The 23,631-nt window shown below is 73.0% G+C and carries 21 protein-coding genes; 14 read left to right on the forward strand and 7 right to left on the reverse strand.

The window, feature by feature from the left end:
- A partial coding sequence (locus AWH51_RS04160) for a hypothetical protein (RefSeq protein WP_063070863.1) occupies window positions 1-591 on the forward strand: 591 nt, incomplete at its 5' end.
- Window positions 592-925: 334 nt separating this feature from the next.
- Window positions 926-1,894, forward strand: coding sequence for a nuclear transport factor 2 family protein (locus AWH51_RS04165; RefSeq protein WP_063070864.1), 969 nt, complete (start codon window positions 926-928; stop codon window positions 1,892-1,894).
- 62 nt (window positions 1,895-1,956) lie between these two features.
- Here the strand turns inward: AWH51_RS04165 and AWH51_RS04170 are convergent, their stop codons facing one another.
- The 3 genes from AWH51_RS04170 to AWH51_RS04180 form a co-directional block, all read right to left on the reverse strand.
- Complete coding sequence (locus AWH51_RS04170; RefSeq protein ID WP_081234849.1) at window positions 1,957-2,862, reverse strand: LamG domain-containing protein; 906 nt, start codon at window positions 2,860-2,862, stop codon at window positions 1,957-1,959.
- Window positions 2,859-3,959, reverse strand: a complete 1,101-nt coding sequence (locus tag AWH51_RS04175) for a S26 family signal peptidase (RefSeq protein ID WP_063070865.1) — start codon at window positions 3,957-3,959, stop codon at window positions 2,859-2,861. Before AWH51_RS04175 ends, AWH51_RS04170 begins: the two co-directional genes overlap by 4 nt.
- A gap of 98 nt (window positions 3,960-4,057) precedes the next feature.
- Complete coding sequence (locus AWH51_RS04180; protein ID WP_063070866.1) at window positions 4,058-4,726, reverse strand: hypothetical protein; 669 nt, start codon at window positions 4,724-4,726, stop codon at window positions 4,058-4,060.
- Window positions 4,727-4,951: 225 nt separating this feature from the next.
- Between AWH51_RS04180 and AWH51_RS04185 the strand changes: the two genes are divergently transcribed.
- Together AWH51_RS04185 and AWH51_RS04190 are read left to right on the forward strand one after the other, a co-directional pair.
- A complete protein-coding gene (locus AWH51_RS04185; protein ID WP_063070867.1) occupies window positions 4,952-5,446 on the forward strand; it encodes a MarR family winged helix-turn-helix transcriptional regulator in 495 nt (164 codons plus the stop codon).
- Complete coding sequence (locus AWH51_RS04190) at window positions 5,443-5,892, forward strand: NUDIX hydrolase (protein WP_081234851.1); 450 nt, start codon at window positions 5,443-5,445, stop codon at window positions 5,890-5,892. Before AWH51_RS04185 ends, AWH51_RS04190 begins: the two co-directional genes overlap by 4 nt.
- A gap of 26 nt (window positions 5,893-5,918) precedes the next feature.
- Here the strand turns inward: AWH51_RS04190 and AWH51_RS04195 are convergent, their stop codons facing one another.
- Window positions 5,919-6,665: a phosphotransferase gene (locus AWH51_RS04195; protein WP_063070868.1), complete on the reverse strand. Its 747-nt coding sequence runs from the start codon at window positions 6,663-6,665 to the stop codon at window positions 5,919-5,921.
- A gap of 71 nt (window positions 6,666-6,736) precedes the next feature.
- On the opposite strand from AWH51_RS04195, the gene AWH51_RS04200 reads away from it, so the two are divergent.
- Together AWH51_RS04200 and AWH51_RS16010 are read left to right on the forward strand one after the other, a co-directional pair.
- On the forward strand, window positions 6,737-8,131 hold the full coding sequence (locus AWH51_RS04200; RefSeq protein WP_063070869.1) for an MFS transporter: 1,395 nt from the start codon (window positions 6,737-6,739) through the stop codon (window positions 8,129-8,131).
- 280 nt (window positions 8,132-8,411) lie between these two features.
- Complete coding sequence (locus tag AWH51_RS16010) at window positions 8,412-8,858, forward strand: hypothetical protein (RefSeq protein ID WP_131798099.1); 447 nt, start codon at window positions 8,412-8,414, stop codon at window positions 8,856-8,858.
- On the opposite strand, the gene AWH51_RS04205 is transcribed toward AWH51_RS16010, so the two are convergent.
- A complete protein-coding gene (locus AWH51_RS04205; RefSeq protein WP_063070870.1) occupies window positions 8,855-9,406 on the reverse strand; it encodes a hypothetical protein in 552 nt (183 codons plus the stop codon). The genes AWH51_RS16010 and AWH51_RS04205 overlap by 4 nt on opposite strands.
- A 678-nt stretch (window positions 9,407-10,084) precedes the next feature.
- Complete coding sequence (pcp, locus tag AWH51_RS04210) at window positions 10,085-10,726, reverse strand: pyroglutamyl-peptidase I (protein ID WP_063070871.1); 642 nt, start codon at window positions 10,724-10,726, stop codon at window positions 10,085-10,087.
- A 109-nt stretch (window positions 10,727-10,835) separates the two neighbouring features.
- Here pcp and AWH51_RS04215 point away from each other — a divergent pair, with 109 nt between their 5' ends.
- Complete coding sequence (locus tag AWH51_RS04215; RefSeq protein WP_175345463.1) at window positions 10,836-11,108, forward strand: hypothetical protein; 273 nt, start codon at window positions 10,836-10,838, stop codon at window positions 11,106-11,108.
- A 23-nt stretch (window positions 11,109-11,131) separates the two neighbouring features.
- Complete coding sequence (locus AWH51_RS04220) at window positions 11,132-11,371, forward strand: hypothetical protein (RefSeq protein ID WP_063071027.1); 240 nt, start codon at window positions 11,132-11,134, stop codon at window positions 11,369-11,371.
- 17 nt (window positions 11,372-11,388) lie between these two features.
- On the opposite strand, the gene AWH51_RS04225 is transcribed toward AWH51_RS04220, so the two are convergent.
- On the reverse strand, window positions 11,389-12,156 hold the full coding sequence (locus tag AWH51_RS04225) for an SDR family NAD(P)-dependent oxidoreductase (RefSeq protein WP_063070872.1): 768 nt from the start codon (window positions 12,154-12,156) through the stop codon (window positions 11,389-11,391).
- 256 nt (window positions 12,157-12,412) lie between these two features.
- On the opposite strand from AWH51_RS04225, the gene AWH51_RS04230 reads away from it, so the two are divergent.
- The 6 genes from AWH51_RS04230 to uca all read left to right on the forward strand — a co-directional run bounded on the left by AWH51_RS04230 (window position 12,413) and on the right by uca (window position 23,617).
- Window positions 12,413-13,072, forward strand: coding sequence for a 4'-phosphopantetheinyl transferase family protein (locus AWH51_RS04230; protein WP_254654466.1), 660 nt, complete (start codon window positions 12,413-12,415; stop codon window positions 13,070-13,072).
- 49 nt (window positions 13,073-13,121) lie between these two features.
- On the forward strand, window positions 13,122-16,502 hold the full coding sequence (gene car / locus AWH51_RS04235) for a carboxylic acid reductase (RefSeq protein WP_063070874.1): 3,381 nt from the start codon (window positions 13,122-13,124) through the stop codon (window positions 16,500-16,502).
- 326 nt (window positions 16,503-16,828) lie between these two features.
- Complete coding sequence (locus tag AWH51_RS04240; protein WP_063070875.1) at window positions 16,829-18,427, forward strand: APC family permease; 1,599 nt, start codon at window positions 16,829-16,831, stop codon at window positions 18,425-18,427.
- Window positions 18,424-19,266 carry an urea amidolyase associated protein UAAP1 gene (locus tag AWH51_RS04245; RefSeq protein WP_063070876.1) on the forward strand — a complete coding sequence of 281 codons (843 nt, stop codon included), beginning with the start codon at window positions 18,424-18,426 and terminating at the stop codon, window positions 19,264-19,266. Before AWH51_RS04240 ends, AWH51_RS04245 begins: the two co-directional genes overlap by 4 nt.
- Entirely contained in the window at window positions 19,263-19,955 is a 693-nt protein-coding gene (locus AWH51_RS04250) for an urea amidolyase associated protein UAAP2 (RefSeq protein ID WP_063070877.1), read from the forward strand. Before AWH51_RS04245 ends, AWH51_RS04250 begins: the two co-directional genes overlap by 4 nt.
- The gene (gene uca, locus AWH51_RS04255) at window positions 19,952-23,617 is read left to right on the forward strand and encodes an urea carboxylase (protein ID WP_063070878.1); all 3,666 of its coding nucleotides are present in this window, start codon (window positions 19,952-19,954) and stop codon (window positions 23,615-23,617) included. The genes AWH51_RS04250 and uca overlap by 4 nt, the downstream gene beginning before the upstream one ends.
- Window positions 23,618-23,631 lie beyond the last annotated feature (14 nt).

Raw genomic sequence — 23,631 nt, forward strand, 5'->3', positions numbered from 1 at the left:
TCCTCGTCGAAGCCCGCCGCGACCGCGACGACCGAGGCGAACCCGACCGCTCTCGCCACGATCCCGAAGCTCACCGGCGTCGACACCAAGGTCACGCTCGACTCCGGCTTCACCGGCGCCCTCACGACCCTGGGCCTGACCCCCGGCGTCATCGGCACCGCGACCCTCGACGGCGCCACCGGCACCCTCGCGTTCCCCATCACCGGCGGCAACGTGAAGTACTTCGACCCGCAGCAGTCCTACCGCCCCTACGTCCAGGGCGAGATCGACCACTCCGGCTCCGGCATCAGCCTCACCGCCGGCTCGACCGTCGTGAAGCTCACCGACTTCGTCATCGACCCCGGCACCAGCCGCCTCACCGGCTCGGTCCAGGTCGGCGACGGCGAGGTCATGAAGGACGTCTACATCTTCAACCTCGACGGCACGACCCTGAAGCCCCTCGCGATGGAGGGCGACAAGGCCGTCCTCGAGGGCACCACGGTCAAGATCAGCCCCGACGCCGCATCGCTGCTGAACAGCACCTTCAAGACCGACGCCGTCACCGACAAGCTCGTCGTCGGCATCGCCAAGATCACCGTCAACACCAAGTAGCACCCACCCGGGCTCGACCCCGGGAGCACCACCAGGAACGGCCCGGCCCACGACGCCGGGCCGTTCGTCGTGCGCCCGGCGCCCTGCGCGCGGCGCCCCGCCGCCCGGCCGCCGCGCGCAGGGAAGCCCCCTCGCATGCGCGGCGAGGGGGCCCCTGCCGGGCGACTCGGGTCCCGGTGCACGGACTTCGGAACGGAGCGGGGATCCGGCGGGGCGGCTGTCCGCCCGCGGCCCGTCCCCTCGCCGGAGGACGCGTGCGCATAACAGGAGAGCCCGATCAGCGTGCCATCCATGCACATCGGAGCTTCCCAGCCACCACCCCCATCGTGGATACATGAGCATTCAACGAACTCCCGTGTCCCTGCTCGCGCGCGGCACCGCCGCGCTCGCTGGCGTCGTCGTCCTCGCCGGCTGCCAGGCTGCCGGATCCACCGCGGCCTCCGCCGACACCCCCACCGATGCCACCCCCGTCGTCGCCACCGCTCCCGCGGGATCCGGCGGCACCACGGCCGATCGCGCCGACTCCGACACGGAGGACGCCAACGCGGACGCCGTCTCGAAGCTGATCGCGGCCGCGTTCCCCGATCCGACCAGCGAGGCCGCTCAGTCCGCGGTCGTCGCGGCCGTGGCCCCCGACGCCACCTCGCACGGCTCGAAGGCGGGCCCCGGCGGCCTGCTCGACGAGTTCGTGCAGGCGCACGCCCGGGTGCCCGGCGCGAAGGCCGTCGTCAAGCACATCGGCGCCGACGGCGACCTCGTGGCCGTGCACTGGCAGATCACCGCGAACCCGGACGACGAGCGCACCGGCGAGGCCGCCATCGACCTGTTCCGCCTCGCCGGCGGCAAGGTCACCGAGCACTGGGCGTTCGACCAGCCGGTCCCGCAGGGCAAGCCCGCGAGCGGCAACACGAACACCATGTTCAGCGACCTCTACAAGGGCAAGGGCGGCAGCGCCGAGCCCACCGAGCAGCAGGAGGAGGCGAACCGGCAGCTGGCCGTGGGCGCCTACGACACCCTCTTCAAGGACCACGACCCGAGCGTGCTCGACCGCTCGTTCGACCCGGCGTACCTCCAGCACAACACCGTCGCGGCGAACGGCACGGCGGCGCTGAAGGCGTTCTTCTCCGGCGGCGCGCAGTTCCCGGCGCAGCAGTCGGTGGTCTCGATCTCCGACGGCGACCTGGTCTGGACCTTCTCGCAGACGGTCGGCGCGAAGGCGGACGACCCCTACCTGGCGGCGGATGTCTTCCGGGTGGACGACGGCCTCATCCGCGAGCACTGGGACGTCGTGCCCGCGAGCTGATCCGACGCACGACACGAGGAGGGGCGGCCCGACGGCCGCCCCTCCTCTCGCGTCCCGGGGGGTCAGCGCCCGGCGTCGTAGTGGGCCTTGACCTGCGTGGCCGTGAGCGCCGTCTTGTAGAGCGCGGCGAAGCGCATGCTGCCCGTGAAGTAGCCGCTGCCCGGGTTCGGCCAGCCCGACGTGTTGTCGTAGCCGATCCGCCAGTAGCCGGTGTTGCTCTCCGGGGCGGTGAACGCCGTGTTGCCGGCGACGCGCTGGCCGTCGAGGTAGAGCGTCATGCCCGTGCTCGGCGACATGGTCGACACCACGTGGTGCCAGGTGCCGTCGGCGACGTTGCCCGGGCTCGTGAGCGTCTGGTAGCCGTTGTTGTAGGTGCCGAAGACGAGCTGGCCGGTCGTGGAGACGTAGGTGTGGCGGTCGTACGCCGACGAGGATCCCGACGGGGAGTTGCCGAAGCCGATGAGCTTGCCGGCCTTCACCGACGTCGTGAACCAGACCTCGGTGCTGAAGGTCGCGGGGCCCTGCTGCATGAGGGAGTTGGTGAGCTGGCTCGTGGATCCGTTCAGCGTGTAGGCGCCGCCCGTGTCCCGTGAGCAGGCGATCGGGGAGCCCGACGTGCTGACCATGCTGCCGCGGTAGGTGCCCGGGTAGGTGCCGGCCGCCGCGTCGACGGCGCGCGTGGATCCGCTCGCCTCGTTCAACGGGTACGCGAAGACGGCGTTGGCCCGGTCGGCCGCGAACGCGCTCGAGCAGGTGAAGAACGCGGCGGACGACGCGGCGGTGTTGTTCGTGTTGGCGATCGCGGCGGTGTAGGCGCCGTTGGTGCCGGGTGCGAGCAGCAGCACCGCACCGAGGGCGGCGGCGGCGAGCGACGCGGTGATCCCGGCGAGGCGCGGGGCGCGACGGGGCCGGAGGCGGGCGTCCGCGGCGGAGGCGGCACGGCCGAGGAGGCGGGCGACGAGGCTCATGCGCGGCGCTCCTCCTCCGTCGGGAGGCCGACGACCAGCGTCCAGAGGAGGGGGACGGCGCAGAGGGCGAAGAAGACGACCCAGCCCCAGAGCGGCAGGTCGAGCGTGGACGAGATGTCGTGGAAGTGGCCCGCCTCGGCCGCCGGGGCGGTGATCGTGCTGACCGCGCCGGAGACGACGGAGGTGGCGGAGCCGCCCTCGGCCGCGACCCGGATGGGCAGCAGGCCGGTGTTGACGATGGTGGCGCGGACGTCGGAGCCGGCGGTCGCGGCGTCGAGCACGACGAGGCCGACGAACGGCTTCAGCAGGAAGACGGTGAAGGCGGCCACGAGGGATCCACCGAGCATGCGCATCGAGGCGCGGTGCGTGGGCGAGGAGATGAGGCGGGTGAGGATCATCACGATCACGAGGCCGGCGAGCATCAGCGGCAGGCCCTTCGCGAGCCAGCCGAAGCCGGGGAGGATCGTCGTGGCCTCGCCGATGAGGTGCTCCTGGTCGGTCTTCCACGGGTCCACGGCGCCGTTGATGTCGCCCTGGGTGGTGAGGCCGTCGGCGCCGACCGCGATGACGCGGTGCGTGTAGGTCTCGTCGGGCGCGGTGGAGGGGTGGAAGCTCACGACGTCGCCGGGCTCCACGTCCTCGAGGAGGACCGGGGTGGTGAGCAGCAGCGTGCCGACGGGGGCCGTGGTGCCCATGGAGGGCGTCTGCACGACGAACCAGCGGCCGCCGGAGGCCTGGAAGAGGAGCGTCGCGGCGACCAGCAGGGTGAGGAGGACGGTTACCGTCCACATCACGACGGTGCGGCGGCGGGTGCGCGCGGCCCGGCGGGCGGCGCCGCGCGCGGGGAGGGCGGAGGAGGCGGGGTCGAGGTCCGCCTCCTCCACGATGGGGTCCCGCTCGACGAGGGCCGGCTCGGTGGCGGCGGGCTCGAGGCGGGCTGGCTGGACGGGCGCCGGCTCGAGGAGGTCGAGTTCGACGGGCGCCAGCTCGAGGAGGTCCAGCTCGAGAAGGTCGAGCTCGAGGGCGTCGAGCGCGGAGACGGTCGTGGCAAGGGGAGCGGTCGCGGGGGCGGTCGCGCGGTCCTGGATGTCGGTCATGGGGCACCTCCCGGGTCAGGGGCTCATGGGGATGGGGCGCGCTGGGGATGCGCGGAAGGGCGGGGCCGCCGTGGCGGCCCCGCCGGGTCGAGCCGGTGCTAGCTGGCGAAGGTCCAGGTGAGGGGAAGCGAGGCGCCGAGGCCCTGGTGCGTGTTGCCGGCGGAGGAGTCGAGCGTGACGGCGAACGTGAAGTCGGTGCTGCCGTTCGCGGCGAGGGCGGTCAGCGTCTTGGCGGAGGAGCCGGCGAGGGTCGCGGCGGTGCCGGAGAAGACTGGCGCGGAGGTGCCGGCGGCCGTGATCACGACGTTGAGCTTGGAGCAGAAGTCGGTGGCGGAGCCGTTGACGGTGCCGTTCTTGGTCTGGGTGCACGCGGCGCCCGGGGTCAGCGTGAAGGTGGAGGCCTTCGAGGTGCCGACGTTCTTGATGCTCACGACGCTCGTGACCGTCTGGCCGGGGACCATCGTGGTCGAGCCGCCGAACTTGTTGATGGTGGAGCAGGTGGCGGCGTTGGAGTCGACGCCGGTCGCCGCGCTCGTGCTGAGGCAGGTGACGGTGGGGGCGCCGTTGGCGCCGGCCTGCGACTCCTGCATGACGAGCGAGCCGGAGGCCGCCGTGTTGGTGTCGTTGGTGATGGAGGCGACGAAGCCCGACAGCGTGCCGGACATCGAGACGGAGAGGAGGACGGCGGCGGCGACGCCGGTCGCGATGGCGAGGGGGGCGAAGCGGACGCGCTTGATCTTGGCGGCGGGGGCGATGTGGTTCGACATGTTCGTGGCTCCTGGGTTCGGAAGGGGTGAGGGGCTGGGTGAGCCCCCGGTCTGAAGATCGTTGACTCGCTTTACAAGTAACTCGAATGTACAGCTACTTGGATTCCGTGCAATCCCCCCACTGCGGGGGACATCCCCTTCGCGGAGCGGATGACCCCCCTCCGCCGCGTTACAGTCGCTGGACCGCTCGGATCCGCCCGGATCCCCGACTCAGGGACACCGCCCATGACCCCGGAGAGAACCGCTCCGCGCCGCCGCGACGCCGCGGCCGTGGACGCGCTCGCGAACGCGCTGCACATGGTCGAGACGGCGCAGCGGCAGCTGCGCACGCGCATCGCCCAGGACGTGGGCATGAACACCACCGACCTGACCGTGATCAGCCTGGTCGGCGACCTCGGCCGCATCACGCCGAAGCTGCTCGCCGCCGAGATCTCCATGGGCACGGGCGCGGTGACCGCCGTGATCGACCGGCTGGTGGTGGCGGGGCTCCTCGGCCGCGTGCCCAATCCGCGGGACCGGCGCAGCGTCTTCCTCGAGCTCACCGACACCGGCCGCGCCAAGCTCGCGCGCGTGGCCGCGGACTACCGCGCGGCGGCCGAGGTGGCCCTGCGGGCGTCGCCGGGGCTCGGATCCGAGGAGACGGCGGAGGACATCGCGCGCGCGGCGATCGCGATGACGGCGCACACGATGGACGGGCCGGACGCGGCGGGGACCGCGTGAGCGCTGCGGCGGGAGCGGGCGCGGGCGTTGCGGCGAGCGCGGCCGCGGGCGAGGGCTGCCAGGTCGTGCTCGTGGACGGCAGCGGGCGCATCCTCCTGCAGCTGCGCGACGACATCCCGACCATCCCCTTCCCCGGCATGTGGGCGCTGCCCGGCGGGATGCTCGAGCCGCCCGAGACGCCGCTCGCGTGCATCGTGCGGGAGGTCGAGGAGGAGCTGGGCGCGCGGATCCCGGCCGCGGAGGTCACGCACCTCATGACGCGGACGCGGTCCTACGGCGTCGAGCACACGTTCACGGCCAGGCTCCACGTGCCGGCGGAGGACATCGCGCTCACCGAGGGGCAGCGCGTGGCGTGGTTCCCCGTCGACGAGGCGATCGGGCTGGGGCTCGCCTACGAGGACGCGGACGTGCTGCGGGAGGTCGCGGGGCTGCTGCCGCGCGGGTGAGGGCGGCGGGTGCGGCGGGTCGCCGGTCAGGCGTCGGCGGCCCGGTCCGCGTCGAGGATCCCGCGGAGGTGCGCGGCGTCGGCCCGGTAGAGCACGGCCTCGTCGCGGAGGTGCGGCTTGCCGAGCTCGTCGGCCTTCGCGTCGGACATCTCGGCGAGGTCGTGGAGGCGCAGCATGGCGACGCGGATCACGTCGGTCCAGGTCGCGTCGGATCCGTACGCGTCGAGGAGCAGGGCCACCCGGCGGCGCGCGTCGTCCATGCCGGGCGCGCCCGCCGGGGTGGACCCGGTGAGCGGCACCGCGCGCGTCGCGAGGTACGCGATGTCCCAGATGCGCGGGCCGGGCGAGCACATGTCGACGTCGATCACGCCGATGAGTCGGCCGTCGGCGAAGACCAGGTTGTGCGGCGCGAAGTCGTTGTGGCAGATGACCTCGCTCGGCACCTTGGCCTCCGACTGCCAGACGGCACCGCCGAGGAAGAAGCCGACGCTCGCGTCGTGCAGCTCGCGGAGGCGGCGGCCGGCCTGGACGAGCACGTCGTCGGACCAGATCCAGTCGGGCAGCGGGTAGACGGGTACGACGCCGTCGAGGAAGGTGAGCCGCTCGCGGCCGCCCTCGACGCCGAGCGGCTCGGGGATCCCGTCGACGCCCGCGAGCGCGAGGTGCCGCAGGTAGCGGTGCACGGTCGGGGTCCACGGGCCGGCGTCGCGGAGCACGGTGTCGCCCTCGCGCTCGACGCGGTTCATGTTGCCGCCTTCGAGGGGTCCGTCCATCGGGCCAGCGTAGGGCGGGCCGGGCGGCGGCACGACCCCGGCGGGACACGCGCACGGGCTAGGTTGCGAGCATGAGCACCACCGCGCCCGCCGCCGTCGCCGGACCCGACCCCGCCGCCCCTCCCCGCCGACGCGTCGCCGCGTGGGCGCTCTGGGACTGGGGATCCGCGGCCTTCAACGCGGTCGTCACCACCTTCGTCTTCAGCACGTACCTCGCCAGCAGCCTGTTCGTGGATCCCGCGATCGTGGCCGCCGCGGGCGACGACGACCGGAACCCGGCGCTCGTCGCGGCGAAGGCCGACACGTCCGGCGTGATCTCGCTGGCGCTGACCCTGGCGGGCCTCCTCATCGCGGTGCTCGCGCCCGTGCTCGGGCAGCGCTCCGACGGATCCGGGCGCCGACGCCTCTGGCTCGGGATCAACACGGGCATCGTCGTGCTCGCGATGCTCGGCATGGTGTTCGTGGAGCCGGTGCCGTCGTACCTGTGGCTCGGCGCCGTGCTGCTCGCCACCGGGAACGTGTTCTTCGAGTTCGCGAGCGTGAACTACAACGCGATGCTCGTGCAGGTGAGCACGCCGCGCACCGTCGGCCGCGTGTCCGGCCTCGGCTGGGGCATGGGCTACGTGGGCGGCATCGTGCTGCTCGCGCTCCTGCTCGGCCTCTTCCTCTTCGACTTCGGGACGCCCGGCGCATCCGGCCTCCTCGGCCTGCCGTCGGGCGAGGCGGGCGGCGCGCTCGACGTGCGCGTCGCCATCCTCGTGGCGGCGATCTGGTGCGCCGTGTTCTCGATCCCGGTGCTCGTGGGCGTGCCCGAGATCCCGGCGGCGCCGGGGCGCAAGCGGCAGGGCATCCTCGCGTCGTACGGCACGCTGTTCCGCCGGATCGCCGAGCTGTACCGGGAGTCGCCGCGCGTGCTCGTGTTCCTGCTCGCGAGCGCGGTGTTCCGCGACGGGCTCGCGGCGGTGTTCACGTTCGGGGCGATCATCGCGGCCCAGGTCTTCGGGTTCACGACCACCGAGGTGCTGCTGTTCGGCGTCGCGGCCAACGTCGTGGCCGGCATCGGGACCTTCGCGGCCGGCTGGTTCGACGACCGGTTCGGCGCGAAGCCCGTCATCGTGGTCTCGCTCGTCTGCCTCATCGTCGGCGGATCCGCGGTGCTCGCCGTCGGCGACGCCAAGGCCGGCTTCTGGGCGACGGGCCTGTTCCTCTGCCTGTTCGTGGGGCCGGTGCAGTCGTCGAGCCGCACGTTCCTCGCGCGCATCTCCCCCGCCGGCCGCGAGGGCGAGATGTTCGGCCTCTACACGACCACCGGCCGCGCGGTCTCGTTCCTCGCGCCCGGCCTGTTCGGCATCGCGGTGGCGATCACGGGCGACACCCGCTTCGGCATCATCGGCATCGTGATCGTGCTGCTCGCGGGGCTGCTGCTGATGCTGCGGGTGCGCGGGGCGGATGCGCGGGTGGGCTGATGCCGCCACGGATCAGGCGAGCCCCCTGCCGGCCGCCTTCACGTCCGCTGCCGACCTCTGGGAATTCATCTGACTCGTCCTTAGGACGTAACGGAGGAGTGCCGGCCCTGCTTCAGCATCGGGCCGTACTTCAGCTCGACGAACATGACGATCAATGAGTCGAGATGGCCTCGTGGGCTTCGGCGCGATACACCATGATCGTTGAAGGTTCCTTCAGATCCAGCACCGTTGGCCGCGTGCAGTATCGTCGCACGGACAAAGCGCATCGGGAGGAGCTCATATGAAGCGCTACATCGTCGCGTCCGCCGTCATCACTGCGTCAGTCATGGCCATGTCATCATGCACGACCACCGATCCCGGACCCGTGGACACTGTGCCCTCGCCACAAAGTCTCATGCGCACCCTCGACGGATCCCTCAAGGAAAAGAGCGGGGAGTCCTATGGCGGCCTTGCCGGAAGCGGAGGGGGACCGCAGTCGTCCTCTGTCGAAATAGCGGGGGACCGAAGCGGACTCGCCGTCTATGCCATGTGTATCGGCGCTGCAGGCGAGGCAACGGTGAAGATAGCCGACGAGTCCGCCGTGAAAATGAAATGTGACTCAAGCTCCGGCGTGCAGGTCCTAGCCGATAATGTGCCGCTGAAGGGAGTGCGCCTCACCGTGGCTGTGGAAGGTGCGCCGACTGGTTCGACGTGGGCGATCGCAGCCGGCGCACCCAATCTCGACTAGCCGGCCTGGACCCGGCAATCGATGCCAGTGGGCAGGAACGCAGTCCCACTAGTGCCGTTATAGGTGAAGATCACGAAAGTGCCCTGTAGGTACGCGTTGTACAGCTGCCCCTGTCCGAGCGTGGGCGATGTGCAGGACACGCCCAAGGTGACCGACTCCGAGTACGAGCCGCCGAGGTTGGCGTTGAGCACCTCGAAGCTGATCCCCGCTCCCCCGCTGATGGTAGCTGTCGCTGTGACGGATCGATCCAGCGTGCAAGTCGCTCCGGGATTCCGGCAGGACGAGATGACCTGCGGCATCCTTGTCCCCGGCTGAATGCTCGTCGCCTCGAACCCGGCCGCTGTGATGTTAGCCCGCTCGGCTGCAGCGATGGATACGTCTCTGGAGTCGGATGCGAACTCGGTCGCGGTCGATGCATGCCGCAAGACCTCTTGTGAGAATTCAAGCGGCCTCGCGTCCGCCGGAGTTCGCTCCGCCGGTATGGCAGGCGCCGCTAGGCCCATGACTGAAGATATCGCGAACATTGTCGCGATGATCGCCTTTTTCATCTTTCACACTCCTTGATCGACATCGGTTATTCGATTCATCCGCGCAGGGGCGAGCGCGTCGTGGTTCATCTGTCGATTAACTCTCACACCCAGCCCTGGACGCACACGAATCTGCCTAACCGAGACGAAGGGCGCTACCGGCCTGTGATTGCGCCCCATCAGGTGTATTGTCAGACGCTTTACCTCATGACTGGCGTAGCCCCCCCCCACTGAGTGCAGACAGCCCAAGCGTCCAGCAAGTTCACCTGGCTGTAGAACTTGCGTGATGTGCAAGTCAGCACTTATGTGGACAGGTCCATCGCTGCTTCCGGAGAGGCGAGTGGTGCGATACCGAGGCCCTGATAGCGGACGAGCGCGCCTCCGACTCGGACAGGCACGAGAGGCACATCACTCTCTAGAGGTGCACCCGCACGCACCTGCCGTCCACGCGGGGGCAGCACCTGACAAGACACGAACCCACTTACGCGTGTGCGCTCAGTCCTTCCTCACCCGTGCGCGGCACGACAAGCAGGACGCTCCGGCGTGAGGCAATCCGCCTGAACCCCTATCGGACGGGGTTCCAGCTTCGGTCGACCTCCGCCTGGACTCGATCCCACTGCGACGCCGTCCCCGCGCGCCGCCAAACCGCCTGCGGTCTTGCCCGAGGGACTTCGTAGCGCGTCGTTCTTCAGCCGCAGCTCAGTCGAGCGACCCGCCGCCCACCTTCACGTCGGTCGCGTTCGCGAGCGTCGCGCGGACGACCGCGGTGAGCGCCGTCGCGATCCGGTCCATGCGCATGTAGGGGCGGTCGGTGCCGATCGCCTCCTCCGTGGAGTACGGGATGTGGACGAAGCCGCCGCGGGTACCGGGCCGGTCGCGCAGCTCGTGCATCAGCAGGTAGAAGACGTGGTTGCACGTGTAGGTGCCGGCGGTCTGCGAGACGACCGCGGGGATCCCCTTCGTGCGCACGGCCGCGACCGCCGCCTTGATCGGCAGGGTGCTGAAGTACGCAGCCGGGCCGCCGTCGACGACCGGCTCGTCGATGGGCTGGAAGCCCGTGTTGTCGGGGATGCGGGCGTCGTCGACGTTGATCGCGATGCGCTCCACCTCGAGCGTCTCGATGCCGCCGGCGAGGCCCACGGAGATCACGACGTCCGGATCCACCTCGGCGAGCGCCGCCCGCAGCGCGTCGTCCACCTTCGCGAAGTCGACCGGCAGCTGGCGCACCTGGATCTCGGCGTCGCCGTCCCAGCGGTCGCGCACCTCCTGCACGGCCGTCCACGACGGGTTGCTGGTGTCGCCGTCGAAGGGCTCGAATCCGGTGAGGAGGACGGTGGGCATGCGGGGGCTCCTGACGGATCGGCGGAGGAAGGGCGGGATCCACGCTACGCCCCGCGCCGACCGGAGGCCGATCCACCGTGGGACCGATCCCGGCCGCTAGCTTCGGGAGATGATCTCCACTCCGGGCGCCGGCATCGGCATCGTCCTGTACGTCCTCGTCCTCCTCGCCCTCGTGGTGCTGTCGATCGTCGCGACCGTCGTGCTCATCCGGCTCGCGCTCGTGGCGCGGCGGACGCTCCTCGTCACGACCTCGCTGCAGGAGGCGCGGCTCGAGCTCATCCGCGAGCAGACCGCGCGGCTCCAGGCCGACGACGACGGCGACGCCGACGGGAACGGCGGGCCGTACGCGCCCGGGTCCGGTCCCGTGGGCCCGGCGGTCTGAGCGTGGGCGGCGACAGCATCCTGATGCCGACCGCGTACGACGTCTTCGGGTCGGGCGTGCTGCTCGTGTTCGTCGCGCTGCTCGTGCTCGTGGCGGTGGCGCTCATCGTGATCATCCGGGTCGCGCTCGCCGGCCGGCGCACGCTCGCCGCGACCGCCGCGCTCGGCGAGGCGCGCCTCGAGCTGGCGCGCGAGCGGACGGCGCGGCTGCGCGCGGGGCTGCCGGACGCGCCGGGTGCCGGGGGCGGCGATCCCGCGGCCTGACCGGCGCCGCGACCGGCCTACGCCTGCGAGGGCTGCCCGTTGCTCGCCGTGGTGCCGCCGTCGACGGGCAGGATCGCGCCCGTGATGAACGAGGCGTCGTCGCTCGCGAGGAACGCGATCGCCGCCGCCACCTCGTCGGCCTCGCCGCCGCGGCCGAGGGAGATGCGCTTGGCGAACTCGGCCTTCAGCTCCTCGTCGTCCTCCTTGCCGGCGACCAGCTCGGTCCAGATGAGGCCCGGCGCGACCGCGTTCACGCGCACGCCGTCGACGCCGTGGTCGAGCGCGGCGGCGCGCGTGAAGTTGCTCACGCCGCCCTTCGCGGCGTTGTACGCGCTCATGTGGTGGTCCGCCGCCATGCCCGACACCGAGGAGACGTTGACGATGGATCCGCGCGTCGCCACCAGGTGCGGGAGCGCCGCGCGGGTGCCGTAGAAGACGCCCGAGAGATCCGTGTCGATGACGCGGTGCCACTCCTCGTCGGTGATGTCGGCGATCGGGCCGGCCTGGAACGTGCCGGCGTTGTTGACGAGCACGTCGAGGCGGCCGTGCGCCTCGAGCGCGGCGGCGACCGCGCGGTCGGCGTCGGCCGAGACGGCGGCGTCCGCGACCAGCGCGGTGGCGCTGCCGTCGGGCAGTGAGTCGGCGACCGCGCGGATCTTGTCCTCGACGCTGTCGGTGATCACGACCTTGGCGCCCTCGGCGACGAAGCGGCGGGCCGTGGCCTCGCCGATGCCCGAACCTGCGCCCGTGATGATGACGACCTTGCCGTCGAAGCGTCCAGCCATGGTGATCCTCCTGAGGGTTCGCGGGGACGACGGGCGCCGTCGCCGTGAGGCGCGCGCACCGCCGTCGGGAGCATCCAGCCGACTCCCCGCGGGCGCTTCCGTCAAGGACCGTGGAGGCGATTCCGAGGCGCCGGGCGGCAGGGGCGGACCGACCGCTCGACGCCCCCGCTCGTCGCCCCCGCGCGTCCGGCGGCGTAGTGTAGTACGGTCCCCGCGACCCGGGAACCTCGGAGGAAGCGGGCGTTTAGTTGTGTCAGTGCAACTACTATCGCGGATCCTCGAGGGGGCCCTCCTCCCCGACTCCGTGGTCGTGGTGACGTCGAGGGACGACCTCGACGGGGCCCTCGCCGACGACGAGCGGGAGGCCGTCGCGACGGCGCTCCCGGGCCGTCGCGCGGAGTTCGTGACCGGTCGCGTGCTCGCGCGCCAGGCGCTCGCGGCACTGGGCATCCGGGGCGCATCGATCCCCGTCGCGCGGAGCGGAGCGCCGGTGTGGCCGTCCGGGGTCGTCGGCAGCATCACGCACTGCGTCGGGCTCCGCGCGTGCGCCGTGGGGCGACGCGACGAGCACGCCGGGATCGGCATCGACGCGACACCCGCCCGGCCCCTGCCCGGCGGCGTGCTGGCGCGCGTGGCGGATCTCGGCGGCGCACGCGTCGCCGCGGGCCTGGAGGCGCTCCGCGCGGCCGGTGTCGGGAGCCCGGACAGCGTGCTGTTCGCCGCCGCCGAGGCCGTCGCGAAGGCGCGGACGTCGGCGCACGGCGGCTGGTACGGCATCGACGGCGCGCACGTCGTGCTCCACCCGGACGGCTCCTTCGCGGTCCGCGCACGCCGCGGACCGGCGTTCACCGGGACCGGGCGGTGGACGGTGGCCGACGGCATGGCGCTGGCGGGCATCACGCTCGACGAGAACTGAAGCCGGAGCGCAGGAGCGCTCCGGGACGAACGAGGAGAGGACGAACACCATGGGGACTGAGCAACTGGAGAACGAGCACGACGACACGTCGGTCGAGGCGATATTCCAGCAGCACGCCGAGCGGACGGCACTGCGGGAGCGCTCCGGGCCGGACATCACCGACACGAGCTTCCGGGAGCTGTGGGACCGGGCGAGCGCGCTGGCCGCGGCGCTCGGGGAGACCGTGTCCGCCGGCGACCGCATCGCGGTGCTCGGCAGCGCGACCGCGGACGCCATCACCCTCGACCTGGCCACGTGGATCCTCGGCGCGGTGAGCGTGCCCCTGCAGGCGAGCGCGCCCGCCGGGGCCCTGCGCGCCATCGTCGAGGAGACGGAGCCGGCCTGGATCGCGGCCACCGTCGAGCAGGGCGCGATGGCCCGGGCGGTCGCCGGGGCATCGGGCGACGGCGTACGGACGATGCTGCTCGACACGGGCGCCGACACCGGCGCCGGCACCGACGCCGACGCCGACGCCGACGTGACGCTCGACGGCCTCGTCGCCCGGGGCGCCGCCCTGCCGCGCGTCAGCCCGTGGCACCCCGCGCCCGGCGAGGACCCGCTCGCGCTCCTGCTCTACACGTCCGGCAGCACCGGCACGCCGAAGGGCGCGATGTACACGCGCTCCATGGTCGAGCGGCTGTGGCACGCCATCCCGTCCGCCCCCGCCGCCGACGCATCCGCGACCGCTGACGACGCCGACGGCATCGTCGGGTACGCGTACCTCCCCCTGAGCCACCTCACCGGCCGCCTCGCCCTGCTCGCCACGCTCGGCCGCGGCGGCACGGTCGCGCTCGCGACCTCGACCGACCTGTCGACGCTCTTCGACGACCTCCGCGCCTTCACGCCGACCGAGTTCGTCTTCGTGCCGCGCGTCGCGGAGATGGTCCGGCAGGAGGGCGAGCGCGAGGAGCAGCGACGGCTCGCCGCGGGCGACGCGGACCCGGATGCGGTCCGCGCCGCCGTGCAGGCCGACCTGCGCGTCCGCGCGTTCGGCGGCCGCATCGGCGACGCCATCTGCACCAGCGCCCCGCTGACGCCCGCGCTCCGCACCTACGCCGAGGAGTGCCTCGGGATCACGCTGCACGACATGTACGGGTCGACCGAGGCCGGCGGCATCCTCCGCGACGGGGTCGTCCAGCAGCCTCCCGTCACCGAGCACAAGCTCGTCGACGTCCCCGAGCTCGGGTACCGCACCACCGACCTCCCGTACCCGCGGGGCGAGCTGCTCGTCAAGAGCGCCGCCGCGATGGCCGGGTACTTCCGCCGGCCGGACGTCACCGCGGCGGTGTTCGACGAGGACGGCTTCTACCGGACCGGCGACGTCATGGCCCGGACCGCCCCCGACACCTACGAGTACGTCGACCGCCGGAACAACGTGCTCAAGCTGTCGCAGGGCGAGTTCGTCGCGGTGGCCTCCCTCGAGGCGACGTACGGCGGGACGCCCGAGGTGCACCAGATCGCGCTGCACGGCGACAGCCGGCACGCGTTCCTCGTCGCGGTCGTCGTGCCGGCGACCGAGGGGGCGTCGGAGCGCGACATCCTCGCCGCGCTCCAGCGCACAGCCCGCGAGCACGACCTCGCCCCCTACGAGGTGCCCCGCGGCGTGATCGTCGAGCCGCGGCCGTTCACGGTCGAGGACGGCATGCTCTCCGACGCCGGCAAGCTCCTGCGCCTGCGCCTCACGCAGCGGTACGGCGAGCGCTTCGCCGCCCTCTACGACGCGCTGGCGGAGCAGCAGACCGGCACGCTGGTGGCCGCCCTCCGCGAGCGCCCCGACGACGAGCCGACGGTCGACACGGTGGTGCGCGCCGCCCTGCAGCTCCTCGGGGCCGAGGCGTCCCCCGCGACCGCCGCCGCGGCCCGGTTCTCCGACCTCGGCGGGGACTCGCTGTCCGCGCTGACGTTCTCCGGGATCCTCGAGGACGTGTTCGAGACCGAGGTGCCCGTCGGCGTCATCACCGACCCGACCAACGACCTCGCCGCCGTCGCCGCGTTCGTGGAGCGCTCCGCCTCCGACGACCGGCCGACCGTGACCCGCGTGCACGGCGCCGGCGCCTCCACCCTCCGCGCGAGCGACCTCCGTCTCGACCGGATGCTCGGCGGCATCCCGATCCCGGTCCCCCGGGCGTCGGCCACCACGCCGGGATCCCGGACCGTCCTGCTCACCGGCGCGAACGGCTACCTCGGCCGGTTCCTGGCCATCGACTGGCTCGAGCGCCTCGCCCCGACGGGCGGCACGCTCGTGTGCATCGTGCGCGGCGCCGACGACGCCGACGCCCGGCGCCGCCTCGACACCGCGTTCGCCGCCGATCCCGCGTTCGCCCGGCGCTTCGCCGAGCTGGCGGGCTCGCTCGAGGTGCGGGCCGGCGACGTCAGCGAGCACCGCCTCGGCCTCGACGAGGAGCGGTGGACGGCCCTGGCCGCCCGCGTCGACCTCGTCGCGCACGCGGCGGCCCTCGTGAACCACGTGCTCCCGTACCCGGCGCTGTTCGGCCCGAACGTCGTCGGCACCGCCGAGGCGATCCGCCTGGCGATCGCCGCCGGCAGCGTGCCCGTGACGTTCGTGTCGAGCGTCGCCGTCGCGGGCGGCGCGCAGCCGGGCACGACCGCGGACGCGGAGCCGTCCGCGCCCGCCGCGCTCGACGAGCACGCCGACATCCGCGTGATGATCCCCGAGTGGGCCGTCGGCGACGAGTACGCCAACGGGTACGGGGCGAGCAAGTGGGCGAGCGAGGTGCTGCTCCGCGAGGCGCACGAGCACCACGGCGTCCCCGTGGCCGTGTTCCGCTCCGACATGATCCTGGCGCACCCCCGCTGGCGCGGCCAGGTGAACCTCCCCGACGTCTTCACCCGGCTGATGTGGAGCGTGCTCACCACCGGGCTCGCCCCGGCCTCGTTCGTGCGGCGCGGCCCCGACGGCGAGCGGCAGCCGTCCCACTACGACGGCCTGCCCGCCGACTTCACGGCCGCGGCGATCGACGCGATCGGCGCCGCGCTCACCGAGGGGCACCGCACGTTCAACGTCGTGAACCCCCACGACGACGGCGTCTCGCTCGACACCTTCGTCGACTGGCTCCGCGAGGACGGCCACGACATCGAGCGCGTGGACGACCACGCGGAGTGGGTCGCCCGGTTCCGCGCGGCGCTGGCCGCGCTGCCCGACGCGGACCGCGCCCGGTCGGTCCTGCCGCTGATGCACGCGTTCGCCGCCCCCGAGGAGCCGCACGCCGGCTCCGCGATCCCCGCCGAGGCCTTCGCCGCGGCCGTCCGCGAGGTGCGCCCGCTCGGGGAGCCGGAGATCCCGTCGCTCGACCGCGCGCTCATCGCCAAGGTGGCGGACGATCTCGCGTTCCTGGGGCTGCTCGCGCCGGCGCGGGTGGCCGCGCGGTGACGCTCGCGACGTGACCCGATCCCGAGGCGGGACGCACACGGAGGGGCCGGCAGCGATGCGCTGCGGGCCCCTCCGTGCGTGTCGGGGCCGGTGACGGCGGGCGGCGACGGCCACCGGATCCGCCGCCCCGAGAGAAGATACACGCCGGTAACACGAGGGAAACGGCCGCGATACGGGGCAGAACCACACTGGATCGAAATACCTATCGCTCGATAGATACTCCGACCGGGCAACCGGATCTCCGGCGCATCCGCAGCACCGCGCCCTCGTGAGAGGCCAGAAGATTGAGCACCCCGCACACCCCCTCGCCGGCGGCGGCACCCGCCGTGGCCCCCGCCCCCGTCGTCCCGTCCGGCCACGCCCGGGACACCGCGGCCCGCGCTGATCACGTCCCGTCGGGCTACGCGCAGGAGCTCCATCGGGGCGTCGGCCCGTTCTCCTCGTTCGCGGCCGGGTTCTCCTTCGTGTCGATCCTCACGACCGTGTTCCAGCTGTTCGGGCTCGGCTTCGGCCTCGGCGGCGCCGCGTTCTTCTGGGCGTGGCCGGTGGTCTTCGTCGGGCAGCTGCTCGTGGCCCTCAACTTCGCGCAGCTCGCGGCGTCGTGGCCGATCTCGGGCGCGATCTTCCAGTGGTCGAGCCGGCTCGCGGGCACGACGTTCGGGTGGTTCACCGGCTGGACCATGATCGTCGGCCAGATCCTCACGGTCGCCGTCGCGGCCATCGCGGTGCAGGCCGTGCTGCCCGCCATCTGGGCCGGGTTCCAGATCGTCGGCGGCCCGGACGCGGATCCGTCGGTCGCCTCCCCCACGGGCGCGGCGAACGCCGTGCTGCTCGGGATCCTCCTGCTCGCCGTCACCACGGTCGTCAACATCCTGAGCGTGCGGCTCATGGCGCGCGTGACCACGGCGGGAGTGCTGATCGAGATCGTCGGCGTGGTCGTGCTCGTCGCGGTGCTGTTCCTCCTCCCGCAGCGCGGGCCCGAGGTCGTGCTCACGACCGCCGGCCGCACGGGCGACGAGCCGTACGTCTTCGCGTGGCTCGCGTCCTCCCTCATGGCCGCGTACGTGATGGTCGGCTTCGACTCCGCGGGCGAGCTCGCCGAGGAGACGCACAGCCCGCGGAAGACGACGCCGCGCACCATCGTGCGGGCGCTGGTGGTCTCCGGGCTCGGCGGGGCGCTCCTCATCGTGGGCGCGCTGGTCGCGGCGCCGAGCGTCACCGACGGGCAGCTCGCCACGAAGGGCCTCGCCTGGGTCATCACCTCGGCCGCGGGCGAGGTGGGCGGACGCCTGCTGCTGTGCGCGGTAGCGGTCGCGGTGTTCGCGTGCACGCTCGCGGTGCAGACGTCGGGCACGCGGATGATGTACTCGATGGCGCGCGAGAAGGCCCTGCCGTTCCACCGCCAGCTCGCCCGCGTGTCCCCGCGCACCGGCACGCCCGTGCTCACCTCGGTGGTCGTCGGAGCGGGCGCGGTCCTCGCGCTGGTGGTCAACGCCGGGCAGTCCGCCATCTTCACGGCCCTCTCGAGCCTCTGCATCGCGATGCTCTACCTCGCGTACCTCGGCGTCACCGGGCCGCTGCTGGTCGCCCGGATCCGCGGGCGCTTCCCGCAGGGCGGCGTCGACGAGGACGGGAAGCCGCTGTTCACGCTCGGCCGCTGGGGCATCCCGGTGAACGTGGTCGCCGTGCTGTTCCAGGCCGGCATGGCCGTGAACCTGATCTGGCCGCGCGCCGAGATCTACGACCTCACGGGCGGGTCGTGGTGGCTGCAGCACAGCGCGCTCCTCTTCATCGGCGCGACGCTGCTGGTCGGCGCGGGGTACCACGCGTGGCGGCACCGCTCGCACGGGCCCCTCGAGCTGCGGGACGTGCCGACCACGGCCGCCATCCCGGTCGTCGAGGCGGCGGGGGCGACGATCCGATGAGGGACCTGCACACGACCGACAGCGTCACCGCCTCCCGCGACGACGCCCGCGCGCAGGCCGCCCTCCGGAGCGACTGGATGCCGTACGTCCCCGCCTCCTCGTCGCCGTTCGCGCCCGCGGGCGTGGATCCGGCCGACCTCACTTGGGCCGAGACCGTCGCGCCCGGCGGGTACGGGCACCGGGTGCTGGCGCGCGGATCCCGCCTCCGGTTCAACGACCCCACGGGCGACGCCTGCGCGCACCTGCTGCTCTACGACGCGGAGGCGCCCGGCGAGCGGCTGAACGTGGCCGACACCGTGAAGATCCCATGGCAGGCGTACCTCGGCCAGGGCTCGCCGCTGCTGAGCGGTGACGGGCGGATCCTCGCGAGCGTCGTCGAGGACACCTCCGGCCACCACGACGCGCTCTGCGGCACCTCGACCGACGCGCTCAACGAGCGGCGCTACGGATCCGGCGCGCCCGAGGGCTCGACGCCGAGCGGCCGCTCGCTCCTCGTGAAGGCCGCCGCGAAGCACGGGCTCACGCGGCGCGACCTGCCGCCCGGCGTCTCCTTCTTCCAGGGCGTGCGCGTGGAGGAGGACGGCGGGCTGCGGCCCACCGGATCCGCCGGGCCCGGCACCCACGTGACCCTGGTGGCCGAGATGCCGCTGCTGGTGCTCGTCGCGAACGTGCCGCACCCGCTCGACCCGCGGCCCGACCACGTGGTGGGGCCCCTGCGGATCCACGCCTGGCGCGGCTCCCCCACCGGGCCCGACGACGCGCGCTTCCACGCGACGCCCGAGCTCACCCGCGCCTACCTCAACTCCATCGACCGCTGCGAAGCGAGAGGGAACCGATGACCCCGACCGTCACCTCCACCGTCCCCACCGGCGCCGTGCACGCGCCCGACGCCGTGCTCGACTGGGGCGCGTCGCTCGTGCCGGGCCGCGTGGTGCGCGACGACCGCGTGGCGCCGCTCGCGCCCTGGTCGGCCGTCGTGCGCGCCGGACAGGTGCTCACGATCGTCGACGTGGGCGGCAACCAGTCCGCCGACTTCCTCGTCTACGACGCCGACGATCCCGAGGAGCGGTACAGCGTGCCCGACACGATCGTGGCGCAGGGCAACGCGTACCTCGGCACCGGATCCGTGCTCATGTCGAGCGAGGGCCGGCCGCTGATGACCGTGGTCGGCAACGAGATCGACCGCCAGGACACCCTCGGCGGCGCCTGCTCGAAGGAGTCGAACACGCTCCGCTACGGGCACCACACCGCGCACCAGCACGCCTGCCGGGAGAACTTCCTCACGGAGGGCGCGCGCCACGGGCTGGGCGCGCGCGACATCGTCTCGAACGTGAACTGGTTCATGAACGTGCCGGTGGAGGCCGACGGCGCCCTCGGGATCGTCGACGGGATGAGCGCGCCCGGGAAGCGGGTGGCCGTGCGGGCGGAGCGGGACGTGCTGGTGATCGTCTCCAACTGCCCGCAGATGAACAACCCGTGCAACGACTTCAGCTGCACGCCGCTGCGGATGATCGTGGTGGAGCCGTGAGCGCCGCCGAGCGCGGCGCCGCCGAGAGCCGGGCGCTCGACCTCGACACCGTGCTCGTCGCGAACCGCGGCGAGATCGCGTGCCGCGTGATCCGCACCGCGAAGGCCATGGGCATGCGCACGGTCGCGGTCTTCTCCGGCGCCGACCGGGCGGCTCCCCACGTGCGCGAGGCCGACGAGGCCGTGCGCCTCGGCCCGGCGGCGCCGCGCGAGTCGTACCTGCGCATCGACGCGATCATCGAGGCGGCGCGCGCGACGGGCGCCGGCCTCATCCACCCCGGCTACGGGTTCCTCAGCGAGAACCTGGAGTTCGCGTCGGCCTGCGAGGAGGCGGGGATCCGCTTCGTCGGGCCGACCGCCGACCAGATCCTCGCGTTCGGCGCCAAGCACACCGCGCGCGAGCTCGCCGAGGCCGCAGGGGTGCCGATGCTCGCCGGCACCGGCCTCCTCGCCGACGCCGACGAGGCCGTGCGCGAGGCGGCGCGCGTGGGGCTGCCCGTGATGCTCAAGGCCACGGGCGGCGGAGGCGGCATCGGGATGCAGGCCTGCGCGACGCCCGAGGAGGTGCGCGAGGCGTACGGCCGGGTGACGCGGCTCGCGGAGTCGGCGTTCGGATCCACCGGGATCTTCCTCGAGCGCCTCGTGCGCCCGGCCCGCCACGTGGAGGTGCAGCTCGTGGGCGACGGCACCGGCCGCGTGGCCGTGATCGGCGACCGCGACTGCTCGCTCCAGCGCCGCAACCAGAAGGTCATCGAGGAGGCGCCCGCCCCCGCCCTGCCCGACCGCGTGCGCGCCCAGCTGCACGCCTCGGCCCGCGCGCTCGCGGAGTCGGTCTCCTACCGCAGCGCCGGCACGGTCGAGTTCGTCTACGACCCGGTGCGCGAGGAGGCCGCGTTCCTCGAGGTGAACACGCGCCTCCAGGTCGAGCACCCCGTCACCGAGGAGGTGCACGGCGTCGACCTCGTGGAGCTGATGCTGCGGCTCGCCCGCGACGGCGCCGCGGGGCTGCCCGACGACCTCTTCACGCGCGAGTGGATCCCGCAGGGCCACGCCGTCGAGGCCCGCCTCTACGCGGAGGACCCGGCCAAGGGATCCCTGCCGTCGAGCGGCCTCGTGACGCAGGCCGTGCTGCCGGCGGGGCCCGGGATCCGCGTCGACGGCTGGATCGAGACCGGCCTCGAGGTCTCCGCCTCCTACGACCCGCTGCTCGCCAAGGTCATCGCCATGGGCGAGACGCGCGACGACGCGCTCGACCTCCTCGGCGAGGCGCTCGACGGCACGCGGATCGACGGCATCGTCACGAACACCGGCCTGCTGCGGGCGCTCACCGACGACCTCGAGCTGCGCACGGCCACGCACTCCACGTCGACCCTCGACGTGACGGACGACCCGGCGCCGCGCATCGACGTCGTCTCCCCCGGCACCCTGACCACCGTGCAGGACCTGCCGGGCCGGCTGGGGTACTGGCAGGTCGGCGTGCCGCCGAGCGGCCCGTTCGACCCCGTCTCGCTCGCGGAGGCGAACCTCGCGGTCGGCAACCCGGAGGGCGCGCCGGGGCTCGAGATCACGGCCGACGGCCCGGTGCTGCGCTTCTCGACCGCCTCGGTGGTGGCGGTGACGGGCGCGCCCGCGCCGGTCACGGTCGACGGGACGCCTGCCGCGATGTGGGAGCCGATCGAGGTCGCCGCCGGGCAGACCCTCGCGATCGGGCGCGCCGACGGGCCCGGGCTCCGCCTGCTCCTCGCCGTGCGCGGCGGGATCGACGTGCCCGCGTACCTGGGATCCGCCTCCACCTTCACGCTCGGCCGCTTCGGCGGGCACGCGGGCCGGGCGCTCCTCGCGGGCGACGTGCTGCGGCCCGGATCCCCCGACTCCGACGCCGACCACCCCGCGTTCCCCGCGGGCGCGCGCCTCGGGCTGATCGGCGGCCCGACGCCCGCGCACCGGCGGCCGGCGCTCACCTCCACGTGGGAGATCGCCGTCACCGAGGGCCCGCACGCGGCGCCCGACTTCTTCACCCGTGACGACATCGACGTGCTGTACGCCACCGACTACGGCGTGCACCACAACTCGGCGCGCACCGGGATCCGCCTCATCGGCCCGCGGCCCGGCTGGGCGCGCGAGGACGGCGGCGAGGCGGGGCTGCACCCGTCGAACATCCACGACACCCCGTACGCCGTGGGCGCGATCGACTTCACGGGCGACACCCCGATCATCCTCGGCCCCGACGGCCCCTCCCTCGGCGGCTTCGTGTGCCCGGCGGTGGTCGCGAGCGGCGAGCTGTGGAAGCTCGGGCAGCTGCGGCCCGGCGACACCGTGCGCTTCGTGCCCGTGAAGGAGGCGGATGCCGCATCCCTCGTCGACGCGCGCGCCTCCCTCACGGTGATCCGCACGGGCGGCGACGGCGACGACGGCGTGATCGGCCGGCTCGAGGCCACCGACGCGCGGCCCTCCGTGGCGTACCGGCGCGACGGCGACGACGACGTGCTGGTGGAGTACGGCGACATGACCCTCGACATCGCGCTCCGGATGCGCGTGCACGCGCTCATGACCCGGCTGCAGGAGGAGCGGCCCGCGGGTCTGCTGGAGCTCACGCCGGGGATCCGCTCGCTGCAGGTGCGCACGGATCCGCGCGTGCTGAAGGCCACGGCCGTCGCGGGCCTGCTCCGGGAGCTGGAGGACGAGATCCCGCCGACGGACCAGCTCGTCGTGCCGTCGCGCACCGTCCGGCTCCCCCTCTCCTGGGATGACCCGGCGACGCGCCTCGCCATCGAGCGCTACATGGCGGGCGTCCGCGACGACGCGCCCTGGACGCCGTGGAACATCGAGTTCATCCGCCGGATCAACGGCCTCGACTCGGTCGACGACGTCTACCGCACGGTCTTCGACGCCAGCTACCTCGTGCTCGGCCTCGGCGACGTGTACCTCGGCGCGCCCGTGGCCACGCCGCTGGATCCGCGCCACCGCCTCGTGACCACGAAGTACAACCCCGCGCGCACCTGGACCGCCGAGAACTCGGTCGGCATCGGCGGCGCGTACCTCTGCGTCTACGGGATGGAGGGGCCGGGCGGGTACCAGTTCGTCGGCCGCACCGTGCAGATCTGGAACCGCTTCCGCCGCGGCGGGCTCTTCCAGGAGCACCCGTGGGCGCTCCGGTTCTTCGACCGGATCGAGTGGTACCCCGTCGGCGCCGAGGAGCTGCTCGAGCTCCGGGCCGAGACGGACGCGGGCCGCGGCGACTTCGCCACGGAGGACGGCGAGTTCTCCATCGCCGACCACCACGCGTTCCTCGCCGCCAACGACGCGTCGATCCGCTCCTTCCGCGAGACGCAGACGCGCGCGTTCGAGGAGGAGAAGGCCCGCTGGCGCCTCTCCGGCGAGTTCGACGTGCGCGACGAGCCGGTCGTGGCGACGCCGGACGAGGTGCCCGTGCCACCGGGCGCGACCGCGGTCACGGCGCCGTTCACCTCGACCGTGTGGCGGGTGGACGTGCGCCCCGGCGACGACGTCACGGCCGGCGACGCCGTGCTCGCGGTCGAGGCGATGAAGATGGAGTCCGTGGTGGGCGCGCCGGTCGCGGGCCGCGTGCTGGAGATCCGCATCGCGCCCGGCGAGCAGGTCGCGCCCGGGCAGGTGCTCGCGGTGATCGGCGCGGCGTCCTGATCGCCGTCGCCGCG

This window comes from Clavibacter tessellarius (genome assembly GCF_001618005.1).
Taxonomy (GTDB): domain Bacteria; phylum Actinomycetota; class Actinomycetes; order Actinomycetales; family Microbacteriaceae; genus Clavibacter; species Clavibacter tessellarius_A.